Here is a 13,944-nt window from a genome sequence, read left to right on the forward strand (position 1 = left end):
CCGTTACAGTGAGTGACAGCACACCAAACAACAGTGTGATCACGCCTGCAACCGGAAGCTTCGATAAGAAAGTTTCAGCGCAAGCGGATGTAACAACTGTTCTGACATTGGACGGCAACACACTGATCAGCATTAAGAATGGCGCAGCAACATTAGTGTCCGGAACGGACTACACGGTAACAGGTAACACAGTAGCGATTAAGAAATCGTATCTGGCATCACAAGCGGTAGGCACGACAACGCTAACTTTCGAGTTCAGTGCAGGTGCAGCGCAGACATTAATAGTGACCGTCACTGATAGCACACCAAACAACAGTGACATTGGTCCGACAAGCGCGAATTTTGATAAGAATACTTCTACGCAAGCGGATGTAGCGGTCACCTTGACGCTGAAAGGCAACACATTCACAGGCATCAGGAACGGTGACAATGTGCTGATCGAAGGCACAGATTACACTTTGAGTGGCAGTACAGTTTCTATTAAAAAAGAGTACCTGTCTGTTCAGCCAGTTGGCACAACCAACTTGGCATTCCAATTCAGTGCAGGCACGCCACAAGTATTGGCGATTACGATTACTGATTCCACTCCAATCGTAGAGGGTCCCCCGGTGCTGCAATCTGCAGTTGCAGGCAATACGGAGGTTAACCTGATTTGGACGCCTGTTAAAGGCTCTACCGGTTATAAAATCTACTATAGTCTCGTTTCAGGCAACTTCGGGACTGAAGCGGCGACTGTCAGCAGTTCTGTATACAGCTATGATGTAAAAGGCCTAATTAATGGCGCAACTTATTATTTTGCAGTACGGTCCAGTCTCCTGGATGGGGAAGGTTCGCTGTCCAATGAGCTTAGTGCAACGCCAAAAGGCGCGCCAGAAGCGCCAACGAACGTAACTGCAACTGCAGGGGACGGTCAAGCTACAGTGTTCTTTACTTCTCCTGTCGGGAATGGGGGAAGCGAGATTACGAGGTATGACGTTCTGGATGCTACGGGTAAAATCGTCGGCACTGGAACTGCCAGCCCGATCACAATTACAGGTCTAAGCAACGGAACATCGTACAGCTTTACAGTAAAAGCGGTCAACAGCGAGGGCAGCAGCGCAGCTTCGGCAAGCTCTAACACCGTAACGCCAAGCGCACCTTCAACTGGTGGTGGGGACAACCCAACGCCTACACCACCGGCTATTCCGAGCACGCCAAGCACTCCTAGCACCCCTAATCCGGGAAGCACAGGTGTGGATATTATTGTGAACGGTAAGGTTGAGAAGATTGGTACCGCTGAATCCACGCAAGTGAACAATCAGACGGTTACTACAATTTCGGTTGACCAGTCCAAGCTGGAAGAGAAACTGGCGAATGAGCGACAAGGGGTTGTGATTACGATCCCTGTGGTCACAAATACAGATGTGGCCATTGGTCAACTGACTGGTCAAATGATCAAGGAGATGGAACAAAAACAGGCGGTGCTGCAGCTTAAAACAGAGCAAGCCACTTACACATTGCCAGCACAGCAAATTAACATCAATTCCATTTCGAGTCAATTCGGATCAGCGGTATCCCTTCAGGATATTAAGGTCCTAATTGAAGTCGATAAATCTACTCCGGAAACGTTAAAAGTTGTAGAGAATTCAGCGGCGAAAGGGCAGTTCACTTTAGTTGCACCACCGCTTGAATTTAAGGTTGTAGCTATTCATGGCGACAAAACGATCGAAATTTCCAAGTTCAACGCCTATGTAGAACGTATGATTGCGATCCCTGATGGTGTAGACCCTAACAGAATCACTACCGGAATCGTTGTCGATCCGGATGGCACTGTCCGTCATGTACCAACCAAAATTGTTGTTATTGACGGCAAATATTTTGCCAAGGTAAACAGTCTCACCAACAGTACCTACTCCATTGTATGGCATCCGGTAGAGTTCAAAGATGTTGACAATCATTGGTCTAAAAATGCAGTGAACAACATGGGCTCCCGGATGGTTATTGACGGTGTTGGGAACGGTATGTTCAACCCTGGACAAGATATTACCCGCGCCGAGTTTGCGGCGATTGTGGTCAGAGGACTGGGCCTGAAGCTTGAGAACGGCGGATCAGCGTTCACGGATGTACGGGATTCAGCTTGGTACAGCAGTGCGGTCCAAACCGCAGTCTCTTACAATCTGATCAATGGTTTCGAAGATGGTACCTTCCGTCCAACAGACAAAATCACGCGCGAACAGGCGATGAACATCATTGCCAAAGCTATGAAGATTACCGGTCTGAAAGACAAGCTGGCAACACAAGCGACAGCAACCGGGGCAGGCCGCTTTACAGATGCTGGGCAAGTATCGGAATGGGCGAAGAGTGCCATTGCAGACAGCCTGCAAGCAGGCATTGTCTCCGGTAGAAGCAGCACTGAGTTGGCTCCAAAAGCAAGCATTACACGTGCAGAAGTAGCTGCGATTATCGAGAGACTGTTGCAGAAATCAGATTTGATCTAATAAAAGAATAAAGCTGGGCTTACGCCTCTATATTTGCTGATTGCAGCAGATGTAGAGGCTTTTTTTGGGAGAAAGGGAAGTTACATGTCTATTTTCGCTGGAGTGAGGCGAGGTCAAACTGATATAATGAGGCAAATAAAGTGACCGTGAGAAGGAAGGTTCCTGGATGCGGCTTGAATTGCATGACAATGAATATAAAGTTAGTGCCGAAGGTCTTACAGTGGAGCTGCTGCCCAAAGAATTCGCCCTTCTGCGATTTCTCTACCTGAATAGAGGGCGCACCTTCAGCCGGGAACAATTGCTCGACAAGGTGTGGCCACTGGAGTATCCGGTGGAACGGACGGTGGATGATCATATTTATCGGCTGCGCAAGAAGCTGGGATGTTTTCCTCGCCTCAGGATCAGCACTGTGCGGGGTCTCGGCTACAGTTTGGCCGTACAAGATACCCTAGGAACGCTCATTCCTCCATCCATTCAAGATACAGCGCTGCATGAGACAATGCGAGAGGTTTTCGTGAAATATCATCAATATGGACAGGGGAAATCTATGCAAACCCTGGCGCGGCAGCAAGATGTGCTCGGTTATGAATTAGACCCTTTTTATGCTGTCTACGTTCATTTTGTACAAGGTGATCTGGAATGGCTGCTGCACACAACAGAAGCTCCGCTGAGGGATCGGCTTTACTCTTTGATGCTGTTCTTCATGTTTACTGGCGATCCTGTAGATCGGTTAGCTAGTTGTGAGTTAATGCTTGAACGAGAGATTTTGCCACAGTTTCAGCATCAGGAACTGAAAATCCTGAATATACTTGATCTTTATGCCGTGGTTGGGAAGACGGATAAAGCACTGGAACGTTTAAAACTCACCTATACAGTCATCCAGGAACCGGAGTACGAAAATTTTGAACTACCGGTAGCCATTAGCGAGATGTTCGTTCATCTGGCGGCCGGAACACCTGACGTACAGGTGGCAGCAATGTTGAGAGACATAGAGGAGCGTCTGAGAGCAAGGCCTTTTCTACGCGAGAGTGGTAGTTACAGTATTACCAAGGGATTATGGAAGCTGCGGCAAAAGAATTGGCGTGACGGTGAAGCGCTTCTGGATGAGGGACTGCAGATTCTGGAGACTTCAGGGTTTGTCCCCTTATTCCTGCAAGGACTACACCGAATCGTGAACTGTGGGGTGATTTTTTCATTCCCCCAGGCTCTACAGGATAAATACAGGAAAATGTTCGAAGCGGAACAAGTGGCCCGGGGACTGGACCGATGGTTAAGGCCGCTTGAGGCCATTATTCGTGGGGCAATTCATTCCCTCTGATCTTTCTCTGACATTCCTCTGTTACTTTGACATTAGGATCAATTGGATCCATTCAAGCAACTGGAGGAATGTCTTATGCAAGTTATATCTCAAGCCAAACCAAGCCTATTGCGCAATAAAGTATACCTGCGCGTCTACACCGCCTACGCCACTGCGACCTTCGGTGACTGGTTCGATGCACTCGCGATTCAGGTGCTTGTGGGCTATCGCTGGCAGGCTAGCCCGCTGATGCTTGCGTTGATCCCGGTATCGCTGGCATTGCCCGGCATTGTGCTGGGCTCGGTAGCAGGCGTGGCTGCTGACCGGCTGAACCAGCTCAAGCTGATGCGCATCTGTGATCTGCTTACCGCCATCCTGACTGTTCTGGTGCTGTTGGCCCCGAATATGTGGTGGCTGCTCCCCTTACTGATGCTGCGCGCGGGACTTTCTACATTAAATGTTCCCGCTCAGCAATCCTTGACTCGCAGCATTGTGCGGGAGGACCAACTGCTACAGGCTACGTCTCTGAATGGGATCGTGAATCAAAGCTCCAAGATTGCCGGTCCGCTGCTCGGCGGGCTGGCGTTGTCAGTACTTTCGCCCCAATGGTGTATCTTGCTCAATGCCTGCCTGCGAGCCGGATCTTACCTGCTGCTGCTCACTGTCAAAAATGCTGGGGCTATTGCAGAGAAGCGACATTCGGATATTCCGGAGGAACAAATTCCGCTTAGCCAGATGTGGAGTGAAGGCTGGAGTTTTATTCTGCGCAGTCGCTTACTGCTGAGCACCATGATATTTGGTCTTATCGGATCGCTGGCGATCCAGATGATTGATTTTCAGTTCACTAGTTTATTCCGGATCATTGCTCCAGAGCAGGAGGCGATGCTGGGCTGGATGGTAGCAGCTTCGGGTGCAGGGGCTTTGCTGATGATTATGGTGATGAACAAGATGAACTCTAGCGCTGGATACGGTTGGAAGATGGGCTGTGGTTATATACTGATTGGAGCAGCGTTTTCTGGACTGGGATTCCTCTCGCCGGGTGCTGGGCTTTTTCCTGTACTAATGTTGGGGGGACTACTGGGGCTGGGGAATGGGATGGCGATGATCACCTTTAATTATTGTCTGCAAAAAGAGACGCCGCCGCACATCATCGGCCGGATATTTGGCATCCAGAGTACCATTCTAAGTGCCGTTATGATTATCGCCCCATTGCTTGGAGGAATTTTAGTACAAAATGCTGGCCCTGGCGCCATTTTTGTTAATTTCGGGATCGTTATTGCGGGGATCGGGCTGCTAGGTTTTCTGTTGCAGCGAGTGCTATGGCCTGCAGCGAAAGAGGCAAATATCCGTGTTTCCGCAGGGGATTTTGCAGGAGAATAGAGTGTAGAGTATTATTGCAAGTATTACTCAGATTGCTTGTTGCACTTGTATTTCTGCTTTTGCGGAGAAAGTTTGTTGATGGAATCTTTCAAGAGAAAGTATGTATGACATCGCTATTATGCTCACGGACGGCCCGGAACGTTTTCTGGAGTAAAAACATGATGGTAATAGGGCGGCACCAACTAATATTGAAACGTATAATAAGCTAATTATCTGCGCGCGAGTAGCATTGGAATTATACTGTATGACAAAAGAGGGAGTTGCCGATCGCAGGCAACTCCCTCTTTCGTCACGCCTCTTTTGTCACGCTTAGCGGCGTTACAACCCATAGAACCACACGGTGTTTGCGGTTAATATCTCTTTTGCCCGGCTCTCCGAATAGCCGTGCAATGCCCCCCAGGCAGCGGCCACGTCGTGAATCATGGCCGGATGGGTGGTCCGGCCTGCGAATGGCCCTTCAAAGGGCCAGGGGCCGTCCGTCTCCGCCATCACCAGCTCCTGCGGGTAGCGGCGGGCCAGATCCTGGATCTCCTGCTCATACAGGAGATCGGGCGTGAAAGAGATATAATCGCCGCGCTGGATCATCCGTGCGATGGCTTCTTCCGGGCCCTTGAACCAGTGAAAATGGGCCCGGGCAATGCCGTGCTTGTCCAGCAGATCGCAAGCGATCATGGCGTCCTCGTACACGGCATGCAGCACGACCGGCTTGCGAAGGCGCGCCGCCAGCTCCAAGAACTTATCGAGCAGCGCAATGTATGGCGCCATCTCGAAAGATTCGCCGCGTTCGAACGCTTCTGCCCGCGTATAATAGGGCAGCCCAATCTCGCCTACGGCTGTCAGTCTGTCTGCACGGGCTTCAATCCATTCCAGCAGCAAGGCGATCTCCTCCGGTGAAGGCACCGGCTGCTCCGGGTGGAAGCCGTAAGCTGGCTGGACAAGTCCGGGATACTGAGCGGCCAGCTTTTCCGTGCGAAGGCAGGATTCGTAATTCATGGAGACGGCCAGTACCGCTTCGACGCCCGCGCCGGGCAGCTCACGCAGTGTGCTTGTAATAAACTCCGGTTCATATTGTTCAAGGTGAATATGAGCATCAATCATTCAAGGTGTCCTCCCAAGTGTGCAGCTTATGTGATAGCAGGGTTGGTGTCTCTCTCTTCTATTTTAACCCATAGGTAGCTTTAGGTGTGAATGTGCCCTCTCCCTTTAATACATAATCAAAGAAATTAAGAATAATTTGATTTTCTGTTTCAATGCAGTAATGCGTATCAATATCTGCTGTTCCGCCCTGAAGCATATTGGCCAGTAGAGGGGAAAACAACGGTAAGTCCGTCAGGCTTAAATGCTTTGCACCTTGAAAATGAACGGTATACATCTCTGAGAAGTGTTGATCAGCTACTTTATTTGCAACATAGACAGATGGTTGGTTATCAAGTTGTTTCCAAACATCGTCAGAATAAATATTAAGAACGGGTGTTGTGTAGGGCTGGCCACTTGCGACGAGGTCATTAGTCTTTTTATCGTAATTCAACTCACTGAACATCGGGGCATCAATATTGACAACGGCACGCACATCACCACGCTCTCTGCCAAGCCAAATACTTGCTGCACCACCCATGGAGTGTCCGAACACACCTATTTTATCCGTGTTAATTTGTTTATAAAGTGGGTTAGGATCACTTTTGGTTTTTTGCAGGATCGTATCGATGACAAAATTCATGTCATCTGTTCGCAGCTTCATCCATTTTTGAAAGAGTCCATAGAATTGTTCTACCGTGTAAATACCATCTTTGTTGGCATTGTTGACTTCCTGATAAAATTCTTTATTGATCATAACCATCGTCCCATCCTCTGAAATCGTATAGAAAGAATGATAGGGATGATCAATAGAAACTACGATATAACCATGGCTGGCAAGCTCAGTAAACGTAGAGGCATTACTTGACTTAATTCCGTATGCACCATGCGAGAATACCAAAAGTGGGAAGGAGCCATTCCCATGCTCGGGATACCAAAATTCCACATTAACAAATCTGTTCTTCCCCGTGTCATTAAATTCTTCAATCCGGTTGTTGTCAACGTAGGTGTAAGTAGCGGTTGCGACTTTATATTCGCCTGTTACTTTCAGAGGTTTATACTGGGGAAAAACAAGTGCAGGTGCAAGGGCCAGCATCAACGTGAGTATCATCACAATTGCTTTTCTGACAATACGCGTGCTTTTGTAGGCTTTGGTAGTTGTTTTGTTGCGGAGAAGAGAAACCACGCTAAATACCGCGGGTATGAACAGCAGTATAGCAAGCAACACCCAGCGGAAGCTCCACATGATAATTGAGGTCAAGGTAAGCGTGGTAAAGACAGCAAAGATAGCTATTCTAGCCCAATTTCTTAATTTCTGATGGTTGTGCTTCGTTATCAGGCAATAAATTGCAAAGGCGATCTCTAAAACCACAGCAAAACAAAATATCAATATTTCCATCGTTGTTACTCCCTTCATGTTCGTGTTCATTTTTATGACATCATCATAAAAAACGGATAGAAGGAAGTATATAGAAAAACAATAAGCTGTAGCTACAGGGGAATAAGTTGCAAAAAAAGTGCGATAAGCTATCCGCTCACTGCATCATTTTTAATTTCTCGTTGATTTTTTTGGCTTCTTTTTTATCATTTTGCCACGATAGCAGACGAACTATAACATAGATTACCGCAATTTCTAATGCCATAATGATGACGTGTAAGGCATTATTTACAATACCAAGGACAGCAGCAAGGGAAATCAAGATCAATTCCAAGGCCCCAAAATGGACAATAATTCTTACACGCATCTGCTGCTCGCTTAAATCATGAGAAGAATACAAAATAATGTTCATTAATGACCCTAAAAGTGAAAAGGCCATTATGATATAAATAGACTTCAAGTCAAAGGCAAGATCGGGATAGAAGATGGTTCGCAAGATCGTAATGATGAGGATGATTAATGCGAAGATCATCAAGAAACTATGTATAATATTTTTTGCGAATTCGGAAAGCTTCATAGGTATCTCTCCCTCCTTACAATCCCAGCATATTTTTAAGCACAGGCACATACTGCCTTGATATCACCACGCGTTCGCCGTTATCAAGCAGCGCTTGGAATCGGCCGCTGAGGGTCGGATGAATCACTGAAATCTTATCGATGTTCAAAATCGTTGATTTGGATGCACGAAAACAGTGCTTTTCTTTGCATAATTCCTCTAACTCATAAAGCTTTTGCTTTACCTCAAAAACGTTGTCCTTGCTGTACATAAAAACCTTCCCATCCACTGCTTCGAAATAATAGATATCGCTAAGTTTGATACGATGGACCTTGTCGTTATGATGTCCCGGCAAAGTGAGGTTATCTGTTTGTAGCTTATTCACTATTTCGTATATTTCGTCATCTACCTCATGGCACCGGATGAGAATTTCCTCTTCCTGGTCTTGGCTTATTTCTTCAATTGAAACTTTCATCTGCTCACTCACTTTATCAAATAATTAGTACCAATGAATTTAATAGAACTATATCATAAATAGTGGAAAATCAAAGAGTCCGTATATAAAAATACACACACCCCATAAAATGTCGGAGTGTGTATTTTTATATGGAGTAAATTATTTATATATTATAGTCTCAGTTATGAAAGTTAGATGCAGACGGGTTGGTGAACCGGAAAGAGTACTCAAGTTCCCCTACCAAAATAATTAAATTTGTGGAAGGTGGCCTCCTTTGATTATGAAACGAATGATGATCCTCGGTCTAGCGCTAATCCTTAGTTTCTCGATGCCGTTGGCAGATAGGGCGTCCGCTAGAACCGCAACAGCCCAATCCCCCGTCCTTTTGCAAATTAATCAATATTACGTGACCTATACTGCACCACAATCACCCTACCTTGATCAGAACAATCGCCTGATGGTTCCTTTGCGAAGTCTATCCGATTTATTAGCTGCGGAAGTGGCTTATGATGCCGTGAATAAAAGTGCGGTAATCTCCAGAAAAAACTATCTCAATGAAACAGAGAAAAACTATAGCTTAAAGATGAGCATTGGGGTAAAAGACATTGAAATCAATGGTGTAGCATCCCAAATGGATACGATACCGGTCTTGATTCAAGGAAGTATGTACATTCCGCTCAGCGTAGTTGCCAGAGCCTTTCATTTGGATACAAAGTGGGATTCGAGTCATAAAGTTACCCGTCTTGACGAAGATCCTGGGTATCTTCCTTCTGGTGTCGTAAGTGATGAGGAGCATGTGCTGGGGCAGCATTCTGATCCTTCTGTTCGACCCATACAATCTGTCATTCAAACAATAGACCAGAAAGACGGAGGTTCTCTGATCAAAATGAGGTTGACTTATCAAAATACGGGGGAGTCGACGCTAGGCGATAATCATTATTTACGTTTTTATGTTCATGATTCGAACTTTAGCCACTTTGACATCTATAATCAAGCTCAAATCAAACCAAGTGCCGCTTTTACTATAGAGACTACAAATACCATTCTGGCGAAATCGCTTAGGTACATTCTGGTTGATGCATGCGTCGATTAGAATGGCAATTGATCATTAGGACAGTAAACAGCTTCAACGAAATGCTATACGTTTTTCTCAGGATAACAAAAAAAGAACCCGACGAATTTCGCCGGGTTCTTCCGCTGAATAAATGGATTGCGTCCATTTAAGCATTATGCTATAGTTAAATCATTACTCATTTTATGTAAAAGGTTATAATTATTGCATCTTATTTATATCTTAATCTTATCATGGGGATTCAGGGTTTGTCAAATGTCTTTTTTTTCATCCTCAAACGCGAACGAAAAGGAGTGTGTTCAGGAGATGATTAACGGTAAGGATTGGCAGCAAGAACAGGAACGACTGGATGCCGTTACGGAAGAATTACAAACAAGAATCGCTGAAGTGGAGCCGGAAGTGAGCGGACTGCGTGATCAGGTGGTGGGTATTCGCAAGCAGTTTTGGGAAGAAGTTACGGTCAATACAAGCACGGATGAAGATTTCGAAGAGACCTTCTATAGTATCAAGCAGCAAGAAGCGCTGTTGAACGAGCGTGAGCGCAGTCACAAATTACGGCTACAGCGCTATAAGAGCATGAAACGTCTGTTGCCGTCACCGTACTTCGGGCGGATTGATTTTCATGAGGATGGATTGAAACTTAACGAGCAAGTTTATATTGGTGTTTCTTCCTTTGTCGATGAAGACGGACTAAACTTTCTGGTCTATGACTGGCGGACACCTATTGCAAGCATGTATTACGATCACTCCCCAGGGGCTGCTCAGTATGACACACCGGGCGGACAAATCACCGGGAACATGACCTTGAAGCGGCAATATCAGATTCGGGACGGTAAGCTTCAGAATGTGTTCGATACGAGCGTAACGATCGGGGATGAATTGCTCCAGCAGGTGCTTGGTAAGGGCGCGGATAACCAAATGAAGAGCATCGTGGCGACGATTCAGAAGGAGCAGAACGTCATCATCCGCGATGATAAGAGCCATATGCTTATTGTGCAAGGGGCGGCGGGAAGCGGCAAAACCTCTGCAGCGCTGCAGCGGGTAGCCTATCTATTGTATAAGCACCGGGAGCGGCTCAGTGCAGACCAGATCGTGCTTTTTTCGCCCAATCCGATGTTCAACAGTTATGTATCGACCGTTTTGCCTGAGCTTGGTGAGGAGAATATGCAGCAGACGACCTTCCAAGAATACCTCGCGCATTGGCTGGGCGGTACGATGAACCTGGAAGATCCGTTCGAACAAATAGAATATGTGCTGACAGCGGCGGGTTCAGAGGGGGCTGAAGCACGGCTGATCGGTATGAAGTATAAAGCTTCCGAGGCTTTTCTGCATGCTCTCCAGAACTATGCGCTTTGGTTAGGGAAGGAAGGCATGCTGTTCTGCAGTATTATTTTCCGGGATCGCGAGCTGATTACCGCTGAACAAATGAAAGCTCAATTCTACAGCTATGACAGTTCCATCCGGTTGATGAATCGCGTGTTGCTTCTGCAGGAATGGCTGCTGAAAGAGCTGGCGTCGCTTGCGGGGCAGGAGCTGGAAGCGGAGTGGGTTCAGGATGAACTGGATTACCTCGATTCGGATCACTATACGGAAGCCTATAGCATGCTCCGTAAGAAGTACGAGCGGGAACAGGCGGTCTTTGATTTTACGCAACAGTATGTGGATCTCTATGGGGATCGTCCGGAGAAGGAGCAGGGTGAAGAGGAAATCTTCGATTCTGCCCTGCAGCAAGAAGAGATACTGTGCCGGATGATTGTGAAGGCACACTTCAAGCCGCTGCGGCGGGATGTGAAGCGACTCCGGTTCATCGATGTGAATGGACTCTACAGTCAGCTGTTCGGCGAGGAGGCGTCATATCTGCAGATGACAGGTGAGGCCGAAGTACCTCAGCGGTGGACGGAAATTTGCAGACAAACGAGGGATAAACTGAACCGGCATGAACTTTTTTATGAGGATGCAACCCCGTTCCTGTATTTAAAAGAACTGCTCGAAGGTACGCGGACGAACACCGTGGTACGGCACATTTTCGTTGACGAAGGCCAGGATTATTCGCCGTTCCAGTATGTCTTCCTCAAACGTTTATTTCCTCGTGCCCGCATGACCGTGCTTGGGGACTTTGGGCAAGCGATTTTTCCGCAATCTACGCAGCTGCATGATATCAATTCGCCGCTAATCGGTCTATATGGTCCGGAGGACACGAGCCTGATCCGGCTTGTTCAGAGCTATCGATCTACTCGGCAGATTGTGGAGTTTACGAAATCATTGCTGCCGGGCGAAGAGATCGTACCTTTTAATAGAAGCGGCGAGAAGCCTTCGCTAGTGGTTACGGATACTGTGGAAAAGCGAGCAACCCGCATTCTGCAGGATCTTGCAGCGCTTCAAGCGGAAGGATACGATTCCATCGCTGTAATTACTAAGACCGCAGCCGAGAGCCAGAAGGCTTATGAAGCATTAACGGCACAGGGGGACGCAGATTTGCGTCTTATCACCAAGGAAACCCAGCGCTTCGAGAAGGGGATATCGGTGCTTCCTGTATATTTGGCTAAAGGCGTTGAGTTCGACGCCGTGCTGATCTATGATGCATCTCCGCAAACGTATCAGCGAGAGAGCGAACGCAAGCATTTTTATACGGCATGTACTCGTGCGATGCATCGGCTGTTGCTATATACGACAGGGGATTGGACACCTTTGGTTCAGGCACTTGATTCGGCTTTGTATGAGGAAGTGCGGTAAGAAGGGATGAATGGTAAGTTTTTTTGGAAATAATGAGATAAAAGGAGAGATGGAAATGTCCTATATCGTTGATTTTAAAAATGTATCTACAGTTGGCTTAGAGTCCTCACCTGTAGCAGAAGCGCTTGCTGGCTTACGTGCGAATGAGGCTCGTTATTTTATGAACAAATACAAGCATGAGTTTACGGTTGTACCGGCTAGCGAAAGTCAGGAAAGCCTTGATTACGTGAACCGGATTTTGAAAGAAGAGCGCGATATTGAATTTGCGGCCAAACCTTTAGAAACATCGCGTTTTCAAGTGGAAAATATTCAATTTACCTATGTCTTTTATGAGGATGGTCTTGGGATTAATGTCATGTATACGATTGATGATCTCAAGAAGCGGGCCGTTGGTTTCAAACTTTCTGAGGGGATGGAGATCCCACAGGAATTAGAAGGGAAGTTTAAGTTCGCCCGGCAAAAGTCCAAACTAGCGGGAACGATTCGGGGCTCGTTTTTTGTGATTAAAGGAGAGTATTGAAGAATTGATCATCGATTGGTGTATCTTATATTGCAAAAATAAGCTGGCTGGTAAGGGATTTACGGGTTCGGAAGACTTGCTTTTCAGTGAGGCTTCCGAACCCGCTTTATTTACAGATGAGATCCACCGCTTGCATCAATCAATTGGCCGGTTACCCAACGACTATCCGTAGAGGCGAGAAAAGCAGCAATATCGGCCACATCTTCCGGCTCCCCCCACCTGTTAAAAGTTGAAAGACCCGCGGCAGACTTCTGTCCATTAGGATCTTGTAGCGTCTCCGCATTCATCTCCGTATTAATAATGCCAGGTTGGATGGCATTCACCGTAATATTCCGGCTACCAAGTTGCTGGGCCAGCATGTGGGTAAATGTGTCGATTGCCCCTTTTGACATGCTGTAGGCAAAAACACTTGGGGAGGCCACTCTTGAAACAAACGATGAGATATTGATAATGCGTCCCCCATCTTTCAGACGCGGCAATGCTTGTTGGGTAACAAAAAGAGGTGCTTTAACATTAATGCTCATAACCTCTGCAAAAGATTGTTCCGTCGTCTCTTCTATTGAAATAATTTGGCCAATTCCTGCATTATTCACAAGAATATCGAACTGGCTGCCGCCTGTACGATCCCGAAGGTTCTCATCCAACGTCGCATATAAATCATGTATACCGTTAAGAGTGCTTAAGTCCGCACCAATTGCGAATGCGTCCCCGCCGCTTTGTTGAATGGTATGAACCACTTCGTATGCTTGATTCTGTCTTGTTCCATAATGCACGGCGACACATGCGCCATCCTGTGCCAGACGCAATGCAATGCTCCGGCCAATCCCCCGGCTTGCACCTGTTACTAGAGCGACTTTCCCTTTCAAACTAATCATTCTCTCATCTCCTTGTTGGGAATACATGTCTAGGACGTGTCTGAAAACTAAAGAATAATGTGGTAAGATTTGAGAAAAACGAATGGAGCATCAAGCATGATTCAAAGACGGTACGAAATAAGTGA

General features: G+C 46.8%; 11 protein-coding genes. 6 read left to right on the forward strand and 5 right to left on the reverse strand.

Annotation, left to right across the window (positions count from 1 at the left end; genetic code table 11):
- The 3 genes from ACFRAM_RS28450 to ACFRAM_RS28460 form a co-directional block, all read left to right on the forward strand.
- A partial coding sequence (locus ACFRAM_RS28450) for a X2-like carbohydrate binding domain-containing protein (protein WP_379470396.1) occupies positions 1-2,477 on the forward strand: 2,477 nt, incomplete at its 5' end.
- A gap of 166 nt (positions 2,478-2,643) precedes the next feature.
- Positions 2,644-3,795, forward strand: a complete 1,152-nt coding sequence (locus ACFRAM_RS28455; RefSeq protein WP_379470397.1) for a winged helix-turn-helix domain-containing protein — start codon at positions 2,644-2,646, stop codon at positions 3,793-3,795.
- A 75-nt stretch (positions 3,796-3,870) separates the two neighbouring features.
- Positions 3,871-5,154 carry an MFS transporter gene (locus tag ACFRAM_RS28460; protein ID WP_379470398.1) on the forward strand — a complete coding sequence of 428 codons (1,284 nt, stop codon included), beginning with the start codon at positions 3,871-3,873 and terminating at the stop codon, positions 5,152-5,154.
- Positions 5,155-5,472: 318 nt separating this feature from the next.
- Here ACFRAM_RS28460 and ACFRAM_RS28465 read toward each other — a convergent pair whose 3' ends face one another.
- The 4 genes from ACFRAM_RS28465 to ACFRAM_RS28480 all read right to left on the reverse strand — a co-directional run bounded on the left by ACFRAM_RS28465 (position 5,473) and on the right by ACFRAM_RS28480 (position 8,637).
- Positions 5,473-6,252 (reverse strand): TatD family hydrolase, encoded by a 780-nt coding sequence (locus ACFRAM_RS28465; RefSeq protein ID WP_379470399.1) that lies wholly within the window; start codon positions 6,250-6,252, stop codon positions 5,473-5,475.
- Positions 6,253-6,310: 58 nt separating this feature from the next.
- A complete protein-coding gene (locus ACFRAM_RS28470; RefSeq protein ID WP_379470400.1) occupies positions 6,311-7,627 on the reverse strand; it encodes an alpha/beta hydrolase family protein in 1,317 nt (438 codons plus the stop codon).
- A 136-nt stretch (positions 7,628-7,763) separates the two neighbouring features.
- Positions 7,764-8,183 carry a DUF3021 family protein gene (locus ACFRAM_RS28475; RefSeq protein WP_379470401.1) on the reverse strand — a complete coding sequence of 140 codons (420 nt, stop codon included), beginning with the start codon at positions 8,181-8,183 and terminating at the stop codon, positions 7,764-7,766.
- Between the two features lie 16 nt (positions 8,184-8,199).
- The gene (locus tag ACFRAM_RS28480; protein WP_379470402.1) at positions 8,200-8,637 is read right to left on the reverse strand and encodes a LytTR family DNA-binding domain-containing protein; all 438 of its coding nucleotides are present in this window, start codon (positions 8,635-8,637) and stop codon (positions 8,200-8,202) included.
- 262 nt (positions 8,638-8,899) lie between these two features.
- Between ACFRAM_RS28480 and ACFRAM_RS28485 the strand changes: the two genes are divergently transcribed.
- From ACFRAM_RS28485 to ACFRAM_RS28495, 3 genes are all read left to right on the forward strand, one after another.
- Positions 8,900-9,712: a stalk domain-containing protein gene (locus tag ACFRAM_RS28485; RefSeq protein ID WP_379470403.1), complete on the forward strand. Its 813-nt coding sequence runs from the start codon at positions 8,900-8,902 to the stop codon at positions 9,710-9,712.
- Positions 9,713-9,997: 285 nt separating this feature from the next.
- Positions 9,998-12,424 (forward strand): RNA polymerase recycling motor HelD, encoded by a 2,427-nt coding sequence (gene helD, locus ACFRAM_RS28490; protein WP_379470404.1) that lies wholly within the window; start codon positions 9,998-10,000, stop codon positions 12,422-12,424.
- Positions 12,425-12,479: 55 nt separating this feature from the next.
- Positions 12,480-12,944, forward strand: a complete 465-nt coding sequence (locus ACFRAM_RS28495; protein WP_379470405.1) for a phage tail protein — start codon at positions 12,480-12,482, stop codon at positions 12,942-12,944.
- Between the two features lie 110 nt (positions 12,945-13,054).
- Here ACFRAM_RS28495 and ACFRAM_RS28500 read toward each other — a convergent pair whose 3' ends face one another.
- Positions 13,055-13,819 (reverse strand): SDR family oxidoreductase, encoded by a 765-nt coding sequence (locus ACFRAM_RS28500; protein ID WP_379470406.1) that lies wholly within the window; start codon positions 13,817-13,819, stop codon positions 13,055-13,057.
- Positions 13,820-13,944: the final 125 nt, after the last annotated feature.

The sequence above is a fragment of the Paenibacillus sp. NPDC056722 genome, assembly GCF_042790635.1.
Classification (GTDB): Bacteria; Bacillota; Bacilli; order Paenibacillales; family Paenibacillaceae; genus Paenibacillus_AQ; species Paenibacillus_AQ agri.